Genomic DNA, 19,965 nt, shown 5'->3' on the forward strand with positions numbered 1-19,965 from the left:
TTTCGGTAAAACATGCACAACTGACAGACAAAAAAACACGCCCGAAGATTTCTCTCCGGGCGCAACTCAAAACAATACTATCTACCTGTTAACTGAAGATATTGAAGAGTCAGTATTTTATAATTGCAATAAGTTTCAACGAAGCGGTCGCGGCTCTGCGTGTATTGCGTCTGAGCCTTCAGCAGGTCGGTCATGGTGGCGGTTCCGGCGCGATAGTAGCTGTTGTTGAGCCTCAGGTTTTCGGCAGCCTGCTCTATCGACTTGCAGGCTATGCCCAGCTGGGTGTATGCCGTGTTGAGGTCGTTCCATGCCTTCTGCATGCCGATGACGAGCAACTGCGACTTGTCCGTAAGTTCGGTCTGCGCGTCGGCAACCTCCATCTTGCGGCGCTTTATGGCGTGGCTTCCGCCCCACCATGCCGACAGCGGCACGTTGACCGTGGCAAACACCACGCCGAACGAGCGGCTGCAGTCGAGCAGGTCGTGATACATATATCCGGCGCCTACGCTCACCGTAGGCATGTTCTTGCCCACGTCGAGCTTCTGCTTCAGCCTCGTGGCCTCAACGTTCTTTTCGAGCAGGCGGTATTCGGGCGTAAGCTGCAGTGCCGACCGGTGGTCGCTCTTCAGCGAGGCGGGCGACTCGGGCATCTCGCCCACCCTGATGTCTGACACGAGCACAAAGCTGCTGTCCTCGAGTCCGAGATATTGTGCGAGCAGCATTCTTGCCACAGCGATGTTGCCCTCAAGGCTTACGCGGTTGCTCATGTTGTCGTTCTTCTCGAGCTGCACCTGCAGCAGGTCGTTCTTCAGCGCCACGCCGGCGTTGACCGAGTTGTTTACATCACGATAAATGCGCGTGAGCATGGTGTCGGCCACGTGCAGCGTGTTGAGTTTTTCGTTAAGAGCCACGAGCTGCCAGAAATACTGTTCGGCTGTAAGTTCCACGTCGTTTTCCGACTTTTCGAGCTGCAGCTTGCTCACGTCAACGCCCAGTCCGGCAAGCTTGTTGCCGTTGACAATCTGTCCGCCGGCAAATAGGGGCTGAACTGCCGTAACGCCTCCCATGAGTCCGTTTTTGCACATCTCCATGGCCATGTCGGGCTGAAGCTGCATCTTGGCCATGCCCTTGTCGGCATTGAAGCCCATGCCGGTGGCACTGACAATGGGAAAATAGTTGGTGAAGGCCTCTTTCTTTGTCTGCTCTGCCTCAGCCACTGCATTCTTGGCGTTGACCATCTTGGCATTATGGCTCACGGCCATGCTGCGGCACATCTCGGGCGTGAGGCCCGTCTGAGCCTGCACAGCAGCCGGACTAAGAACGGCCAGCAGACCGCAGAGGGCGCGCCCGATTAGTTTTATATCATTGTTCATAACGCTTTCTTATTTTTACTTTTATCATTCATTTTCAAGTTTCAGTCCTGCCTCACGACGTTTTGTCGATCCGCTCATCATCAGCCAGTAGGCCACGGGCAGCACGGTGAGTATGAGCAGCATCGTAACCAGCGTGCCGTAACATATAACAGAACCCATGGGCATCCACAGACCGCTGCCGCCGAGAATCATCGGGATGACACCCATTGAGGCTGCCGCCGAGGTAAGGAAGATGGGACGCATACGACGCTTGGCCGAAAGGAAGATGGCCTCGTGGGCGGTCAGCTTCTCCTTTTCGCGCAGCTCTTCGGCATAGTCATACATTATTATGGCGTTACGCACCAATATACCCATCAGGCTGATTATGCCGAGGAAGCACGTAAGACTGAACGTTACGCCTGAAATAACAACACCCAAGCTCGTACCAAATATTGTCATGGCAAGCGACACGAGCAGCAGGACGGCGGTGTTGATGCGATGGAAGTGCCATACAAGAATAAAGAAGATGATGACCACAGCCACGGCAAGAGCCGACAGAATCTGCGGCAGCGACTCCTGCGACTCGGCATACTCGCCGCCCCACTCGGCCGTAACGCCAGAAGGAAGGCGCGACGCGTCGAAGCTCTTCTGCAGTTCGGTGGTCAGCTCCATTACATTTTTATCGTTGACAACATCTGCCATCACGGTGATGGTGCGCAGACCGTTGCGGTGAGCTATCTGTCCGTCAGCCCATACAGGCTTAATATCGGCTATCTGACGCAAGGGCACCACGGAGAGTCCGCCGCTGACGGGTATAAGCTCGTCGGCAACGTCTTTCATAGCAGACGAGTCGGCATTAGTGCCTTTAAGGCATACGCCGTAGTTATAGTCGCCGTCCCATATCGTGCCGAGACTTATGCCGCTGCTGTTATAGCGCGTGGCGAGCGTGGCCTCAACCATGGCGTTGGTTACGCCCATGCGGCCTGCCTTGGTTTCGTCGAGCACTACGTCGGTGGTCAGCAGAGGCTCATTGACGTCGTTGCGCACAAGCATAAGGTAAGGATTGTTACGCCACAGGCGCGTTACGGAGTCAGCAACCGACTTAAGCTGCTGCCAGTCGTCGCCCGTAAGCCTTAGCTCAACAGGATTGGCATCCTGCGAATAAGACAGCTGCTTAAACCTCACATAAGCGTCGGGGAAGTGTGTGGCATACTTCATGCGGTAGTCTTTCAGCAGGGTCTCAGTATCGTGGTTACTCTTCGTATTGACAATAAACTGTGTATAGTTAGATCCGCCAAACTGCGGCGCATAGGCTGCATGAAAACGCGGCGATGAAGTGCCTTTGAACGATGCCACCGACACCACGCGGCTGTCTTTGCGCAGAATATGCTCCAGACTGTCGGCAACGGCAGCGGTGCGCTTGAGCGACGTGCCGTCGGGAAGGTAAATCTCAACGGCAAACTGGTTGCGCTCGGCCGTAGGCATCATCTTCTGCGGCAGCTGTGACACCATGACTGAACCAATCACTATGCTTGCCACGCCGACAGAAACGGTGATGTAAGGATGGGCAAAGCAGCGGCCTATGAGCCAGTCGTAATAGCGCTGAACGAGGTCGAGGAACGAGAACTTCTTCTTACCCCCTGTGCCAACAGGCTTGCGTATGAAGTAGAACTGCAGGAACGGCACTATAAGCTCTGCCACCAGAAGCGATATGAGCAGCACGATGGTGATGGACCACGGGAAATAAAGCAGGAAGTCGTGATACATTCCCTTCGTAGTAAGCAGAAACGGGAAGAACGTGATGCTTATGGCAAGCGTGGCCGAAAATATCGACTTGAAGAAATGGGTGGCACTGCTGATAGATGCCGTCCAGCGCGATTTGCCCTCGGCAAGCATCTCCATGTAGCTGTCGATTATCACAATGGAGTTGTCGACAATCATGCCAAGCGTAACAATAAGAGCAGCCAGCGTAACCGTGTTGAGCTCTATGCCGAACGCATAGAACAAACCTAATGAGATGAAAATAGAGATAGGGATGGTGGACGCCGCCACAAGAGCGACGCGCATCGGCAAGAACAGCATTATCACTATTACGACGGCTGCTATGGCAATGAGAAGTTCACGGAGAAAGTTTACGACGCTGTCGTTTACCACTTTGGTCTGGTCCGTTATAGTAAAGATGGTTACGTCTGACGGCAATGTCGACTTAAACTCGTCCATCACCTTTTCGATGTCAGCTCCCATGGCCGTTATGCTGCGGCCCTTCTTCATCTCCACACTCAGCACAAGACACTTCTGTCCGTTGTTGGTTACATACGACGACGGCTGGGGATACTCGCGCCTTACCCTGGCAACGTCCTTCAGACGTACCACGTTGCCTGACGGATCGGAATAGACAACGAGTTGCTCAACATCGCCCACCACGTTGAGCGAGCGCTCCACCTGTATCGGACTGTCGTAGCCGTTGCCCTTCTGCGTGCCGGCAGTGGTAACGAAGCCCTTGGCAAAGAGGCTGGCGGCAATGGTGTTGGTGCCTATGCCGTAGTGGGACATCTTGTCGCTGTCGAGATATATTGATATTTGCTCCTTCTGCATTCCCAATACGTTCATGCGGCCGATGCTCTCAATGCGGCGCAGCCTGTCTTTCAGGTCGTCCATATAGTCGTTGAGCTCGCGGTAGGTCTTATCCTTGCTCTCCATGGTTATGAGCAGGGCCGACGTGTCGCCGAAGTCGTCCTGAACCATGAGCGCAAGCACACCTGAAGGCAGCTGAGCCTTGAACGTGTTGATGCCGTGCTTGAACTTGCTCCAGAAGTTGTCCTTGTCGGTGCCCGACACATCGTCGTTAAGCTCTATCTGTATTATGGCCATGCCGTTGCGGCTGTACGACTTGGTCTTCTCTTTCTTTACTTCCTTATATGAGAATATGTAGTTTTCGAGCGGCTTTGTGAGCTGTTCTTCAATGTCCTGTGCCGACACGCCCGGATAGACGGCTACAACCACACCCTGGCGCACCGTGAAGTCGGGAAACTCGTTCTTGTTCATGTCAGCCAGACCGTATACGCCGAAGGCCACGAGACAGCATGCCACCATTATCACTATCTGGCGATAGTGCATGGCCCACTCTACGATGTTTCTTTTCTTCTTTGTCATAGTTCTGCTATTTTAGTTCCCTCGCTGACCTTCTGCTGTCCGCCGACAATGACCTTGTCGCCGGCGCTTATTCCGCTGTTAATCACCACGCGGCTGCCTACGCTCTCGCCCACCTCTACATAAGTCTTGTGAGCCTTTCCGCCTACGGCAGTCCACACAAAGGTGCGGTTGTCGGTGTCTATCAGTATCACATTGGCAGGCAGGGCCACGGCCGTGGCTGAAAGATTGTCGCCCACATAGGCTTCGCACACCATGCCCGGCAGCAGCTTATGGCCAGAGTTAGACACTTCTATCTTCACCTCGTAAGAGCGTGACAGCGGGTCGGCAGCCACACCCTTCTCGGCCACGCGGCCGCTGCAGCTCATGTTCTGCAGTGCCGGCACGCGCACGAGGGCGCTCTGACCGACTTTTATGCCAGACATCTCGTCTTCGGGCACGGCAATCTTTATCTTCACCTTATTAATACTTACCAGCTTTATCACAGGCATGCCGGGGGCGGCGTTCTGTCCTGCCTCGACAAGTTTCTCGGCCACGTATCCGCTGTATGGGGCATAAAGACGGCAGTCGGTCAGACTCTTGCGGGCAATGTTCTCGGTTGACACAGCCTGGCGCAGCTTGCTCTGCACTTCTATCCACTGCATCTCGGTGAGGCTTCCTTCGTCGTGCAGCTGCTTCATACGCCTGAAGGCATCCTCAGCCTGCTCTCTCACGGCCTTGGCAGCATTGTAGGCATTGCGCACGCTGACAGGATCAACCTCGGCTATGAGGGCACCTTTCTTTACCATATCGCCCACAGACACATATACCTTTGTTACGGTTCCGCCCGAAGCAAAACTTAGAGCGGCATCGTCTGAGGCCTCTACCGTGCCCGAAAATTCCTGACTTCCACTTACGGGTACCGGCTCTGCCTTCTCTGTCTTCACCTTAACCGGCATCACCTCTCTCGCCTTTTCCTTGCCGGAGCATGATGCAAGAAGCACCACCGACAGCGCAAGGATTGCTAAATAACTTGCTTTGTTCATTTCCTTTGTATTTGTTCAAAAATTTTTTTGCAAAATTACGGATAAAGGCTTTTACTCTTGTGTTCTTATTTCCTAAACAAAAAATCCAAAAGTGGAGAATATGAACACTGCAAAGAATTTAGGAACACTATTATCTACTTTTAGATAGTTGCACTGTTTCAGTTAATACCTATCTTTGCACCCGAAGAACAAATTTTGACGCAACTTATGACAGATAACGAACTTAAAGTAGACATCGAATCAATAATCAACGAAGCCCAGACCGACTATTACGACGGAGACATCGTGGTAATGGAGAGTCTGAAGAACATCCCCACGGACAACCCCTGTAAGCTTGAGTTGCTGATAGTTATATATTGTGCCAGAGGAAGAGTTGAGTGCTGCATCAACGACTCTTACCACAGACTTGAAAAAGGCAATATAATGATATGTCTGCCTAACTCGCTCGTAACCGACATAAATACATCAGACGACATCGACCTGAAGATTCTCGGACTCTCGAGCAAGGCTCTTTTCAGAAGTCTTGACCTCAGCAAAAACTTTTGGAACATCGTATTATACGCATCACATCACCCAGTGATAAGCCTCAACAGCGAAAAACAGATACTGATGAACAGATTCTACAGTCTGTTGCAGTTTAAGCTGGAAAGCATGGACGGGCTGTTTCACAGGGAAATAATGCGCTCGCTCTTTCAGTTTGCGTTCTATGAACTGGCCGAACTTATAGCATCATGCACAGACAATACTATATACAACGGGGTGATAAGGCAGGGCGACCTGCTGTTCAGGCGCTTCATGGAGCTGCTGGCCGAGAACGGAGGCATGGAGCGATCGGTGAGTGCGTATGCCGAAAAACTGTGCATAACGCCCAAATATCTTTCGTCGCTGTCGAAAAAGGTCAGCGGAAGAACTGCGCTGAGCTGGATTCACCAGTTTACCATTGACGCGATAATAAAGAGACTGAGATATTCAAACATTACAATAAAGGAAATTTCGGACACGATGAACTTTCCTAACATATCATTCTTCGGAAAGTTTGTAAAGTCGCAGACTGGCATGTCGCCAAGCGAATACAGAAGAAACATGTACTCGTTTGACAGAAGGCCTATAAGATGAAAAACGGATACTGCATGCCTGACTTCATCATATATCTCGGGAAAATGTGCAGGTCAAAGCAGCAGAAAGACTGCGGCTGAAAATATAAAAGACCTTACATCACATACAAAGAAAAACACAAAAAGACAACAGCGCGTCGCCGTGTGAACGGCAGGCGCGCTGTGTCCTTATATTCATTAGCCAACAAAAAAATCAGAATTTAACTGCCGAGAGTATCTTTCCCGTTGCTCCGGCCTTGCTGCTTACATATTGCGCAGCCTTGTCGCCGTCTGCCTTGCGGAGGCTGTCGTCGGCTATATAGCTGTTCATCAGGCTCTCAAACTGCTGATAACCGTCAATCTGATGGCCGCCGCCCGATGCGAGCAAGTCTTGCGCTTCCTGGAAACGCTCGTTGTTAGGACCGAATATCACCGGTATGTTCCAAACCGCCGCCTCGAGCACATTGTGTATGCCGACACCGAAACCGCCGCCAACATACGACACATGGCCGTAGCCATAGATGCTGGAGAGCAGACCGAAACAGTCGATAATGAGAATCTTTGCATCGGCAACGCTCTCAGGAGTGGCCTCGGTATACCTCACGGCCTTGCCCTTCAGCTTAGACAATATCTGCTGAAGATGGTCCTCGCCGATAACGTGCGGGGCAATAATAAGCTTCCAGTCGTCGCGGCCGTTGAAATATTTAATGAAGATGTCCTCATCGGGAGGCCAGCTGCTTCCGGCCACAAACACTTTATAGTCTTGTCTGAAGGCCTCAACTATAGGCAGACTCTTGGCCTGGCTCTTTATCTGCAGCACACGATCGAAACGCGTGTCGCCCGTAATCTCAACCTCAGTGATGCCGAGCTTGGCTAACAGCTGTCTGCTGACTTCGTTCTGAACGAAGAAACGTGTGAAGCACTTAAGCACATTGCTGTATGTGCGGCCATACCAGCGGAAGAACACCTGATTGGGCCTGAATATGCTGCTCACGCTGTAGACAGGCACATTGCGGCGCTTCAGTATGTGCAGATAGTTCCACCAGAACTCATATTTGATAAAGAACGCCATCTCGGGATGCACAAGATTCAGGAAACGGCGTGCGTTCATGTAAGTATCAAGCGGCAAATAACAAATAATATCGGCACCGTTGTAATTCTTTCTGACCTCATAGCCCGAAGGCGAGAAGAAGGTCAGAAGAATCTTATATTCTGGATGCTCAAGGCGCAGGCGCTCAATGATGGGACGGCCCTGCTCAAACTCGCCGAGCGACGCCGCATGGAACCATACATAGCGTGCGCCGGGGTCGACGCTGCGCTTAAGGATACTGAAAGCCTCGCGCTCACCCCGCCACATCTTCTTTACCTTGTCGCTGAACAGACTCATCACAGCCACGCCCAGCGTGTAAAGGCTGATAACAATTTCGTACACGGCTTATGCTTGTTTGTTAGGTCTATTTAAGCACCTCGATTGCACGGCGCAGACGGCGCAGCGTCTCTTCCTTGCCGAGGAAAGCAGAAATGTCGAACATGCCCGGACCCTTGCCTTCGCCCACAAGAGTAAGACGGAAAGCATTCATCACGTCGCCCAGCTTGTAGCCCTTGCTCTCAACCCAAGCCATGACGATGTGCTCCTGATTCTCGAGCGAGAAGTCGTCAATGCCCTCAAGCACCTCGGCAAGCTCGCCCATAACCTGAGCCGAATTTTCCTTCCAGCGCTTACGTACGGTCTTCTCGTCATACTCTGTGGGAGGTATGAAGAAGAACGAGCAGAGTGGCCAAAGCTCCTTGACGAAGCTTACACGGTCTTTCATCATAGAAACGACCTTGGTTATGCGCTCCATAGACTCATCGATGCCGTTGCCTGCAACGATAGGCGCAAACAGCTTAGAAATTTCCTCATTGCTCTTGCGCAGGATGTATTCGTGATTGAACCAGATGCCCTTCTGATAGTCGAAACGCGCTCCGGCCTTGCTGCACTTCGTTATGTCGAACTGCTCAACAAGCTCGTCGAGAGTGAACATCTCCTGCTCCGTGCCCGGATTCCAGCCCAGCAGTGCAAGGAAGTTGATGACAGCCTCGGGGAAATATCCCTGCTCGCGGAAGCCGTTAGACACCTCGCCTGTCTTAGGATCGTGCCACTCCAGCGGGAACACGGGGAAGCCCAGGCGGTCGCCGTCGCGCTTGCTCAGCTTGCCCTTTCCGTCCGGTTTGAGCAGCAGAGGCAGATGCGCAAAGCGTGGCATAGTGTCTTCCCAGCCGAAGGCTCTGTAAAGAAGCACGTGCAGCGGTGCGCTCGGCAGCCACTCCTCGCCACGGATAACGTGGCTGATCTCCATCAGGTGGTCGTCAACAATGTTTGCAAGGTGATATGTAGGAAGTTCGTCGGCGCTCTTATAAAGAACCTTGTCGTCAAGAATATCGCTCTTTATAACAACGTCGCCGCGTATCATGTCGTTAACGTGAACGTCCTCGCCCGGCTCAATCTTGAAGCGCACCACATACTGGTTGCCGTCGGCTATCAGTCTTTCAACCTCTTCGGCCGGCAATGTGAGCGAGTTGCGCATCATCATTCGCGTATGGGCATCATACTGGAAGTTCTTTATCTCCTGGCGTTTTGCCTCAAGCTCCTCGGGCGTGTCGAAGGCAATGTATGCCTTGCCGGCATCGAGCAGCTGGTCGACATATTTTCTGTATATCGCACGACGCTCGCTCTGACGATAAGGACCATGCTCGCCGCCGAAGCTGACACCCTCGTCAAACTTGATGCCAAGCCATCTGAACGACTCTATGATATACTCCTCTGCGCCCGGAACAAAACGGTTTGAGTCTGTATCTTCTATTCTGAAAACGAAATCGCCGCCATGCTGACGGGCGAAAAGATAATTATACAATGCGGTACGTACGCCGCCTATATGCAACGCCCCGGTAGGACTTGGTGCAAAGCGCACCCTTACTTTTCTTTCTGCCATTTATTAATGAAGATAAGATAAATTTTGTGCAAAATTACAACTTTTTTAGCAAAGTGGCGTATTTTTTTATTATTTTCGCAGTGTAAAGCATTTAATACGAATAGAAATGGGCAAATTCAACAAAACTGACAAACATTATTTCAGAAACATCCTGACACGAGTGTCGCTGGTGGTTACAGCCGTAATCATCATCGTGGGCTTCCTTCCGCGCAACAGCGGACCGCAGTTCAGATACGACATAGGCAAGCCGTGGATGTACAGTTCGCTGATAGCCAAGTTCGACTTTCCTATCTACAAGACCGACGAGGCCATTAAGGGAGAGCAAGACAGCATAATAAAGGCCTTTGAGCCTTACTACAACTATAACACGGCTGTAGAGAAGGAGCAGATCGGCAAGTTTCTGAGCAAATACAAGGAGGGCATACCCGGACTGCCCTACAACTATGTTACGACCATTGCCGACAGGCTTCACCGCCTGTATCAGGCAGGAATCATGGACACGCCCGAATACTCAGAGATAAGCAAGGACACCACAAGCACCATAAGGATTGTGAGCGGCAAGAAGGCCACCAACGCCGAAATAATGTGCATCTACTCGACGATGACGGCCTATGAACAGCTGTTCACCGACCAGAAGCTGGCCGAACAGAGGCAGATACTGCAGAAATGCAACCTGAACGAATATATACAGCCTAACCTCAACTATGACGAGGAGCGCAGCGAGACCGAGAAGGCCGACCTGCTCAGCACGATACCGCTGGCAAGCGGAATGGTGCTCAGCGGACAGAAGATAATAGACCGAGGCGAAATAGTGGACGACCACACGTACAGGGTGCTCAACTCGTTTGAGAAGGAAACGCAGAGGCGCAGCGCAACGGTGAGCGCCATACCGTCGACAATAGCCGGACAGATACTCTTCGTGGCCACGCTCATAATGCTGTTCACCACGTATCTCGGCCTGTTCCGCAAGGACTACTTTGAAAAGCCGCGCAGCATCACCATGCTCTACACGATGATAACGCTGTTCCCGATACTCGTGTCGGTGATGATGAGCCACAGCATACTGAACGTCTACGTGCTGCCGTTCACCATAGCACCGATATTCATACGCGTGTTCATGGACTCGCGAACGGCCTTCATATCGCACGTAACGATGATTCTGATATGTGCCGCCGCCGTGAAATATCAGTATGAGTTCATCATCGTGCAGCTTGTGGCGGGCCTCGTGGCCATCTATTCGCTGCGCGAACTGTCGCAGAGGGCGCAGCTGTTCAAGACGGCCGTGCTCGTGACGATAGGCAGCAGCGCCATGTATTTCGCGCTGCAGCTGATGCAGGACAACAACATCACGTCGATGGACCACAGCATGTATAAATACTTTATCGTGAACGGCGTGCTGCTGCTCTTTGCCTACCCGATGATGCTCATCATCGAGAAGGCGTTCGGGTTCATATCAAACGTTACGCTCATTGAGCTGTCAAACACCAGCAAGGACCTGCTGCGCCAGCTCAGCGAGGTGGCTCCGGGCACATTCCAGCACTCTGTCATGGTGAGCAACCTTGCCGCCGAGATAGCCAACAAGATCGGAGCTAAGGCGCAGCTCGTGAGAACAGGAGCCATGTATCACGACATAGGAAAGATGAAGAACCCGGCCTTCTTCACCGAAAACCAGGTGGGCACCAACCCGCTCGACAAGATGCCGCGCATAGAGGCGGCACAGATCGTGATAAGCCACGTAACCGAAGGACTGAAAATGGCTGAGAAGTTTAATCTGCCGAGCATAATCAAGGACTTTATAAACACTCACCACGGAAGCGGCAAGACAAAGTATTTCTACATATCGTACAAGAACGAACACCCCGACGAACCCGTGGACGACTCGCTCTTCACATATCCCGGCCCCGACCCGTTCACGCGCGAACAGGCCATACTGATGATGGCCGACACGGTGGAGGCGGCATCGAGATCGCTGCCTGAATACACCGAGGAGAGCATATCCAACCTGGTGAACAGGCTCATAGACCAGCAGGTGAGCGAGGGATATTTTGTCTACTGCCCGATAACCTTCCACGACATAGCCGTGGCTAAGCAGGTGCTGACGGAGCGACTGAAGTCGATATACCACACGCGCACAAGCTATCCGGAACTGGCAAAGAAAAACAACAAGACCGAAAACACGCCGCCCGCAAAGCAATAAGGGCCGACGGCACAGCTGAAAAGGTCGCCAACGCTGTTGTAGATGCAGCGCCGGCGACCTTTTATTTATGCACGTGTATGACACAAAAACTTGCACACATCTATATATTTGTGCATTAACACGCCGCTATCTTGTTAATAAAAATTAAACAAAAGACTGCATTTTAGGAAATAAAGAACAAGAATGATACCTTTGCAGCCAATTTATTTAAGGTTATTAAAGATGAATAAAACAAAATTAATCTGCGCAGCTCTTGCACTGTCAGCAGCCGCAACGGCCAGCGCAGGCGGTATTCTTACTAACACCAATCAGAACATTGCTTTCCTGCGAAATCCGGCTCAGGATGCCGTGATTGGCATTGCCGGTGTGTACAGCAACCCTGCCGGAGTGGCGTTTATGAACAACGGATTCCATCTGTCGCTCAACATCCAGAACGCTCACCAGACACGTGAGATAACCTCAACGTTCGCTCCGTTTGCCTATGGAGCCAAGAACTTCGGCAACACCACCAAGACTTTCAAGGGCGAGGCCAACGCCCCAATCATACCGTCGATACAGGCGGCATACAACAAGAACAACTGGAGCTTCCAGTTTAACTTCGCCATCACGGGCGGTGGTGGCAAGTGTGTGTTCGACGACGGTCTGTCGTCGTTTGAGGGCAACATAGCCCTGCTGCCGCTGCTGTCGCAGAACCTCGACGTGCTGACAAACGAACTCGGACTGGGCTCGCTGGGCTTGCCCACGGTGTCGCAGTATGACATGGACACATACATGCGCGGACGCCAATACTATTACGGCTTTACGCTCGGAGCGGCACGCAAGCTGAACGACCACTGGTCGGTGTATCTGGGCGCACGTGTGCTATACGGCAACTCTAACTATTACGGCTACGTGAAGAACATCAAGGCCAACATAAACGGCGAGATGGTAAGCGCGCCCGAAACGTTCAAGAACCTTTCGGCACAAGCTGCCGTAGCTGTGGGCACATACACAGAGATGGCCAACATGTATCAGCAGGCAGGCGACATGGCTAACGCAGCCAAATATGCACAGCTGGCAAAGGACTATAAGGTGAAGGCCGTGATGCTGGGTGCGCTCGGCTCTGCAACAGAGGACGTAACGCTTAACTGCGACCAGACCGGATGGGGCATCGCGCCGATAATCGGTGTTGACTATAAGACGGGCGACTTTAACTTTGCAGCAAAGTATGAATTCAAGACGCGCATGCGCCTGAAGAACCGCTCGGCCAACAGCGAATCCGCCTGAACAACCGCTCTGCCAACAGCGAGAGCGCCAAGAACCTGGAGCAACTCAACCGCTATACCGACGGAATTGAGGTGGCTGAAGACTCGCCGGCTCTGCTGACGCTGGGCGCACAGTGGTAGCCGCTGCAGCAGCTGCGCATCTCTGCCGGATGGCACCACTACTTTGACACTGACGCAAAGCAGTTTGACAACCACCAGGACAAGCTCGGAGGCAACACCAACGAGTATCTCTTCGGTGCAGAATATGACATCAACAAGAGAGTGCAGGTGAGCGCCGGAGCGCAGTTTACGGAGTATGACTTCACAGACAGCTACATGGAGGACATCAGCTTCAACGTAAGTTCTTGCTCTGTGGGCCTGGGCGTGGGCATTAAGCTGACCGAGAAGATGAAGCTCAACCTGGCTTACTTCCAGACATTCTACAAGGACTACAAGCGCGAGACCAACGACTACTACAACATCTCCGGACTGGCCGGAAAGGTTATCGGCAACGTGGCCAACGAACTGCTGGGCCCGGAGGCTGCACAGGTGGCCGTAGACAAGACCACGGCACTGCTGACCACGCCTGACCCGTCGACAGGAAAGAGCATGCTTTACGGCGCCGACACGTTCACACGCACTAACCGTGTGTTCGGTATCGGACTTGACATCGACTTTTAATTCCTACGCAATGTAATGCAACTGATTATCAGTGCGTTACGAGCATCATAATCTTACTTTTGCAAAAGGCCGCCTTTTATCGTCTAAAAGGTGGCCTTTTACGTTGCAATATGTGGCCTTTTGGAAGGCAAAAGACCACATATTGGAAATACATATATAATCAACCATTTTTTCAGCGGCAACAGCAGGCTCTGCAGCCGGTTAAGAATGACGTGGTTAAGCCTAAACCGGCATCATTATTCTGCCTGTTGTTTTGCTTTATTCAGAGCATATTTCCGTCTGTTATTTCGCAAGCATAGTACGCCATGTCAAGAAAAGCGGACGGAAAAGTGGCAACAGGAAACGGAAAGACAGCAGAGAGCCGGAATACACGAAACAGACAACACGATATGCGGTCTGATGTCCTGATCGGGATTAAAGGGGGTCGACATCGAAGTAAATCTGAACAGAACGATACTTGGCGTCCTGCCCCATCATGGCCTGTGCCTTGCGCAGATAGAGGCGCACCTTGACAAGGTCGATGCCGTTTTCGAGCTTCAGCATAATCTTGCGTATGTTGAGCGTCTTAACCTTCGACACCGAAGGCTTGTCGGGACCGAGCACACGGCTGCCGAACCAACCGTGCAGTATGTCGCCGAGACGCATGGAAGCGGAGGCCACCACGGCGTCGTCGCGATGCTTCAGAAAGACATATATCAGATGACAGAACGGCGGATAGCAGAACGCCTGGCGCTCCTCGAGCTGGTCGGCAAACAGTCCTTCGCAGTCGTTGCGCACCACCTGCGTTATGACAGGCAGCTGCGGACTCTTGGTCTGCAGTATCACGAGGCCCTGCTTGCCCTTGCGCCCGGCGCGTCCGGCCACCTGCGCCATCATCATGAAGGCATGCTCGTAGGCACGGAAGTCGGGATAGTTGAGCATGCTGTCGGCATTCAATATGCCTACCACGCTCACCTTGTCGAAGTCGAGGCCCTTGCTCACCATCTGCGTGCCTATCAGAATGTCGGTCTTATGCGCCGAGAAGTCGCTTATCAGCCTCTCATAGGCGTTGCGCGTGCGGGTGGTGTCGAGGTCCATGCGTGCCACGCGGGCGTCGGGAAACAGCTCCATCACGTAGTCTTCCACCTTCTCCGTGCCATATCCTCGCCCACGCAGGTTGCGGCTTCCGCAGCAGGGGCACACCTCGGGCACGGTGTATGTCGTGCCGCAATAGTGGCACGTAAGCTGTCCGAGGCTCTTATGGTATGTGAGCGACACGTCGCACTTGTCGCAGTGTGGCACCCATCCGCACTCGCGGCACTCTATCATCGGCGCGAAGCCGCGGCGGTTCTGAAACAGTATGGCCTGCTCGCCGTTGTCCAAGGCCTTGCGCACGGCTGCCATCAGGCGGGGCGAGAACGGACCGCTCATCATCTTGCGGCGCTGCAGGTCTTTAATGTCCACCACCTCAATCTCTGGCAGGCGTATGTCGTTATAACGCTGCATAAGGCTCACCAGGCCAAACTTGCCCGTATGGGCGTTGTTCCAGCTCTCGAGCGAAGGCGTGGCAGAGCCAAGCAGCACCTTTGCGCCAAACTTGCGCGCAAGCATTATGGCCACGCTGCGGGCATGATAGCGCGGGGCGGGGTCTTGCTGCTTGAACGACGTCTCGTGCTCCTCGTCGATGATGACAAGGCCGAGATTGGTGAACGGCAGGAGCACGGCCGAGCGCGCACCGAGTATAACGTCGTAGGGAGCGGCAGACAGCTGCTTCTTCCATATCTCCACGCGCTCGGCGTCGGAATACTTAGAATGGTATATGCCGAGGCGGTTGCCGAACACGCGCTGAAGGCGCTGGCGTATCTGCACGGTGAGCGCTATCTCAGGCAGCAGATAGAGCACCTGCTGCCGGCGTTCGATGGCCTGGCGGATGAGATGTATATAGATTTCGGTCTTGCCGCTCGACGTTACGCCGTGGAGCAGCACCACATTTTTTTTCAGAAAGCTGAAAACTATATTGTTGTAGGCCGTCTGCTGAGCCTCGTTGAGCGGCTTTATCAGCTCGGGATGCGGCTCTCCGGCATTGTTCAGCCGGCCTATCTCGCGCTCGTAAGTGTTCAGGAATTTTCTTACGACAAGATTTCTGAACACTGCCGAAGTGCAGTGTGTCTCGTTCATAAGCTCGTCGCGGCTCACCTCGGCCACGGGTTCGGCACATGTGTCGCCGCTTATGGTGTCCCAGTGAGAGAGCGTGAGAAATGTCTCAAACACCTTAAGCTGGGCCGTAGCACGCTTCAGCACGTCGAGAGCCACACGTATGGCGCGCTCGCTGTGATATTCGGGCGCAAGCGACACATAGGTCTCGGTCTTTGCCGTGTATCCGTCCTCGCTCTTGAGTCCCGACGGCAGGGCAGCGTTCATCACGTCGCCAACAGACGACAGATAGTAGTCGGCCATCCATCGCCACAGCTCTAGCTGCACGGCATTAACCACGGGAGCGTCGTCCATCACGGTAGATATGTCCTTAACATTGAAGTCGGGCTTGTTGTTGTGTGTCCTAACCACCAGCCCCACGTATGTCTTGCTCTTGCCAAACGGCACGAGCACCCTTATGCCCTGCCCCACGCGTCCGGCAAGACTGTCGGGCACGGAGTAGGTGAACAGGCTGTCGAGCGGCAGCGGAAGTATGATATCTGCGTAAGTCATCTGTTGTGCAAAAATACAGAATTATGCCCAAATGCACAAAAGATGAAAGTGCTTGTTTGCACAAAAACCATAAATGGCGGAATAAAGAGGAACAAAAAAAGGAGACATTTCATGCCTACGCAGAAATGTCTCCAATGGAATTATTCTATGCTTTTAAAGAATTTGCCCGGATCAGAAATAGTAGGCAGCAGAAATCTGCCATGTGTTTGAACGGCCGCGCAGCACGCTCTCTGCGCCGTCGAGAACAGTTATCTCGCCTGTCTTGCCGCAAACGATGTTATAGTTGGCACCAACCTGCAGATGGCCTAACAGCATTACGCCGGCACCCACGTTGACACTGAAGTTAGAGGTGTTGAGTCTCCATTCTGCCACGTCCTTATACAGGCTCTGGTTCTTGTCGCCGACGTTGAATCCAAACTGAGGTCCGGCTGCGAGATAAACGGCAGCAAGGCTTCCCAAGCCGATGTCGTAACGGAGGTTGATAGGAATATTGATTGACTTCTGCTTCAGTCTTGTTGACACCAGAGTGTTGTCGTCTGCCTCAACATTGACCTCGCCTTCACGCTGGTCGTAGAGCGCAGAAGCATCGATGCCAAGGCCTACGATGGGGAGTGTGAACTTGATAGTCGGACCGATGAAGAATCCGGTGCGGTTTGATGTCTCGAATACATCATTACTGAGCGACATGTCTGTGATGTTAAGACCACCCTTGATACCAAACTTCAGCTGTGCGTTTGCCGGCACGGCGAAATAGGTTGCCGCTACAAGAACAATCAGTGTAAATAACTTTTTCATAAGCTTTCATTTTAAGTGTTTATAAATTTGGCTGCCCCGTCGTGGGGCAGTCGTTATCTTGTATTATATCAGTGTCTCTGTCTGCGCACCGTAACGCGTGCTGCCGATGATGAGCCTGAAGAGCTCTTGCTCGACGAACGGCTCTTCTTCACCGTTGTAGACGAGCGGCGGTTCTTCTTCACCTTCTTGCCCTTCACCTTCACTTCGGCCTTTGCAATGCTGTCGAGCGAGTCCTTGCGTGCCTGGTCGCCCCAGATGTTTTTCTCAAAGGCGGCAAGCTCGCCCTCAATGCGCTTCTGCTCCTTGATCATGGCAGAGTCAGTGTGGCAATACTGGCTGAGTGTCTTGCCAAGCATGTTCGTGGTCTTGTATATCTTGCCCTTATACATGTTGCGCGTAAAATAGTCGTCCATGCTCATCGTGGCGGCATTGTTGAGGTTGCTCGTCATTATTATCTGCTTGCTCAGATAAGGAGCCAGGTCGTCGTATTTCACCCAGAAAAGCGGATACTTCTGCGCTCCGTCGCCGAAGTCATCCTCACGCGACATGATAGGACACAGCGCCAAGACCTTTGTATGGAAGGTGGCAGAAGCCTGGTCGTAATATGCGCTCTCCTTTACATAGAACGACTTAACCTCGCGCGACGGAATGTCGCTGTTGTCCAGACGCACGCGGCCTCCGTTGCGTTCGTAGTATATGTGATAGTTGTCGAGAAAGGCAAGGGGCTTTACACGGGCAGAGTCGGTGAACACCTCGTTGCCGTCCAGACGGTACTCATACGCCTTTATGTCGCCACGCATCATCAGCTTGAAGATGTATGTGAACAGGTTCATCTGCGAACCTACAGGCTCTACCGGATAATAAAGGCCGGCATTGGCGTCCTCCTCGAGATTGATCTCACGGTAAATGTCACGGCGCCACACCACATCCTCAGACATGCGGGCAGCCGTCGGATAAGAGATGCGGGCACGGGTGGTAAGCGTCTGTGCGTTCGACTCGTTTTTCTGCTGCTGTTGTCTGCGGCGCGCCGCCGGCTGTGCAGACGCCTCTGCCATGCATGCTGCCAGCAAAAGCAGCACTGCGCACACACGCAAGGTGGGTCCGCCAGCCACCGTCTTGTGGCCATTTGCTATCTTCTTAAAGAACATGAATCTTGTCATACTTATGTTTTTATTTTTATCTCAGCCCGGGTCTGCTGTCCGGCCTCGGGCAAGAGAACTATTTCACAATAACTTCCATTGTCGACGGCAGCGTGCGCTTAATTCCGTCGGGACCTACGGCTGTGATGCGGGTGATATAGAACCGCTTGTTGCGCGACAGTCCGCGGAAGGTCTCCCGCTGGCGTTGCGTGAACGAATCGCCATTAGAAACCATTGGCACAGCGTTACCCATGTTGTCGTAGAACACGGTCTCAAAGCTCAGCACCTTGAACGGAATGTCGAGCAGTCCGTCGTCAATGGCGGCCTTGATGCCTCCTACCGACATGAGCGAAGCCTTGGCCAAGCCGCCCGTACGGAAACGGTTGTCGCCGATGGCGATGTATGGTGTAGGATCAGGAAGCTTGCGCACATGGAACGTAAACTGGCCTACCGGCTTGGCGCTGCCTGTCTGCAGCGACATTACGTTTATCGTTACATCCTTTCCTACGGCTGTTGGACGGGCAATATACTTGCCCGGACCCACTGGCTGAAGCGTGCCGCCGCTCATCGATGCCGATACTTTGTTGAGCGGAACGCCCGGGATGCTTATGCTGATAGGATTGCTATAGCCTGCATAAAGCACATTCATGAGGTCGGCAGAAACCGTTGCGCTGGGGTCAACCACGGTATACTTCTGTGAGAAATCACGGCGAATCACATCGCCGCTGCCGTTGCGCATTGTGATATAACCAGTGAGATTAAAGTCGCCGGTGCGTCCGGTTACAATCTCATAGGTATTATTGCGCAGGTTCATCTGCCTTCCGCCGATGTATATCTGTGGCTGCTGCGTTGTGTCTACCGCTGCCATAACGATCTGAGCCGAGAACTTGTCGCCGCGCACTATCGTCTGTGCATTGGGTATCACGAAAGCACTTAGCTTGTTGACGCGTATGTCTTTCATGTCGATATTGGCCACAAGAGTGTGCAACACCTCGCCTTCAGCATAGCGGACATCGCTCTGCAGCTTGGTCAGAAGCGTAACAGCCGCAGCCACAGGCATATCCTCGAACATGTATTCCTGCCAGTTTTTACCCATTGTCCGTGCGTTCTTGGGCAATGTCGTGGTAAGATTGCTGGCTATGATTGCTTTCTGACGCTCGTCGGTAACCATCTTCAGGATGCGCTCACGGAATGAGTTGATGGCGTTGAAGAGCTGTTCGCCCTTGCCCGAAGCAGGCGAAAGCATTATCTGGTTGGCAGCTTCGAGGTTTTCTTTGTTCTTTATATTAAGCACGTCGCCTTTTTCTCCGTCAGCCTCTTTCACAATAGCCTCCTTCAGCTGCTGTGCAAAATTGAACAGCGAGTCGCTCATCTGCTTGACGGCAGTGGCCTTCTCAAACCATGCCTTCACTTTCTGAGGGTTCGATTTCATCTGAGTCTCGAAGTCGCCATAAAGCGATTCGTTCTCTGACGAAGCGTTTGAGGTGGTGCGGTGAAGGCTATCCTCCACAATAGAGAAGCCCTCGAGCACTTCGGTCGAGACGTTAAGCGCAAGCATGGCCATGAGGACGACATACATAAGGTTTATCATCTTCTGGCGTGGAGATACCGGTCTTTTCTTTATTGCCATT

Annotated in this window: 13 protein-coding genes; 4 read left to right on the top strand and 9 right to left on the bottom strand. The window is 52.7% G+C overall.

Going from position 1 to position 19,965, the window contains the following annotated elements; genetic code table 11:
- Positions 1–77: 77 nt before the first annotated feature.
- The 3 genes from QVO66_RS01345 to QVO66_RS01355 are packed head-to-tail and all read right to left on the bottom strand — an operon-like array spanning position 78 to position 5,527.
- Positions 78–1,373 carry a TolC family protein gene (locus QVO66_RS01345; protein ID WP_021853577.1) on the bottom strand — a complete coding sequence of 432 codons (1,296 nt, stop codon included), beginning with the start codon at positions 1,371–1,373 and terminating at the stop codon, positions 78–80.
- 24 nt (positions 1,374–1,397) lie between these two features.
- Positions 1,398–4,505 (bottom strand): efflux RND transporter permease subunit, encoded by a 3,108-nt coding sequence (locus QVO66_RS01350; protein ID WP_021853578.1) that lies wholly within the window; start codon positions 4,503–4,505, stop codon positions 1,398–1,400.
- Entirely contained in the window at positions 4,502–5,527 is a 1,026-nt protein-coding gene (locus tag QVO66_RS01355) for an efflux RND transporter periplasmic adaptor subunit (protein WP_021853579.1), read from the bottom strand. Before QVO66_RS01355 ends, QVO66_RS01350 begins: the two co-directional genes overlap by 4 nt.
- Positions 5,528–5,734: 207 nt before the next feature.
- On the opposite strand from QVO66_RS01355, the gene QVO66_RS01360 reads away from it, so the two are divergent.
- Complete coding sequence (locus QVO66_RS01360; protein WP_021853580.1) at positions 5,735–6,643, top strand: helix-turn-helix domain-containing protein; 909 nt, start codon at positions 5,735–5,737, stop codon at positions 6,641–6,643.
- A gap of 192 nt (positions 6,644–6,835) precedes the next feature.
- On the opposite strand, the gene QVO66_RS01365 is transcribed toward QVO66_RS01360, so the two are convergent.
- Positions 6,836–8,053 carry a 3-deoxy-D-manno-octulosonic acid transferase gene (locus QVO66_RS01365; RefSeq protein ID WP_021853581.1) on the bottom strand — a complete coding sequence of 406 codons (1,218 nt, stop codon included), beginning with the start codon at positions 8,051–8,053 and terminating at the stop codon, positions 6,836–6,838.
- Between the two features lie 22 nt (positions 8,054–8,075).
- Positions 8,076–9,593 carry a glutamate--tRNA ligase gene (gene gltX, locus QVO66_RS01370; RefSeq protein ID WP_021853582.1) on the bottom strand — a complete coding sequence of 506 codons (1,518 nt, stop codon included), beginning with the start codon at positions 9,591–9,593 and terminating at the stop codon, positions 8,076–8,078.
- Between the two features lie 106 nt (positions 9,594–9,699).
- Here gltX and QVO66_RS01375 point away from each other — a divergent pair, with 106 nt between their 5' ends.
- The 3 genes from QVO66_RS01375 (at position 9,700) to QVO66_RS01385 (ending at position 13,715) form a co-directional block, all read left to right on the top strand.
- Positions 9,700–11,790: an HD family phosphohydrolase gene (locus tag QVO66_RS01375; RefSeq protein ID WP_021853583.1), complete on the top strand. Its 2,091-nt coding sequence runs from the start codon at positions 9,700–9,702 to the stop codon at positions 11,788–11,790.
- Between the two features lie 222 nt (positions 11,791–12,012).
- Positions 12,013–13,056 (top strand): hypothetical protein, encoded by a 1,044-nt coding sequence (locus tag QVO66_RS01380; protein ID WP_288172426.1) that lies wholly within the window; start codon positions 12,013–12,015, stop codon positions 13,054–13,056.
- Positions 13,057–13,322: 266 nt separating this feature from the next.
- Positions 13,323–13,715: a hypothetical protein gene (locus QVO66_RS01385; RefSeq protein ID WP_288172427.1), complete on the top strand. Its 393-nt coding sequence runs from the start codon at positions 13,323–13,325 to the stop codon at positions 13,713–13,715.
- Positions 13,716–14,129: 414 nt separating this feature from the next.
- Here the strand turns inward: QVO66_RS01385 and priA are convergent, their stop codons facing one another.
- The 4 genes from priA to gldM form a co-directional block, all read right to left on the bottom strand.
- Entirely contained in the window at positions 14,130–16,400 is a 2,271-nt protein-coding gene (priA, locus tag QVO66_RS01390) for a replication restart helicase PriA (protein ID WP_021853586.1), read from the bottom strand.
- Positions 16,401–16,571: 171 nt separating this feature from the next.
- On the bottom strand, positions 16,572–17,195 hold the full coding sequence (locus QVO66_RS01395) for a porin family protein (protein ID WP_021853587.1): 624 nt from the start codon (positions 17,193–17,195) through the stop codon (positions 16,572–16,574).
- 68 nt (positions 17,196–17,263) lie between these two features.
- The gene (gene gldN / locus QVO66_RS01400; protein WP_053398704.1) at positions 17,264–18,289 is read right to left on the bottom strand and encodes a type IX secretion system protein PorN/GldN; all 1,026 of its coding nucleotides are present in this window, start codon (positions 18,287–18,289) and stop codon (positions 17,264–17,266) included.
- Between the two features lie 124 nt (positions 18,290–18,413).
- Complete coding sequence (gldM, locus tag QVO66_RS01405; RefSeq protein ID WP_021853589.1) at positions 18,414–19,964, bottom strand: type IX secretion system protein PorM/GldM; 1,551 nt, start codon at positions 19,962–19,964, stop codon at positions 18,414–18,416.
- Position 19,965 lies beyond the last annotated feature (1 nt).

It is taken from the genome of Prevotella sp. CAG:255 (genome assembly GCF_000431195.1).
GTDB lineage: Bacteria > Bacteroidota > Bacteroidia > Bacteroidales > Bacteroidaceae > Prevotella > Prevotella rara.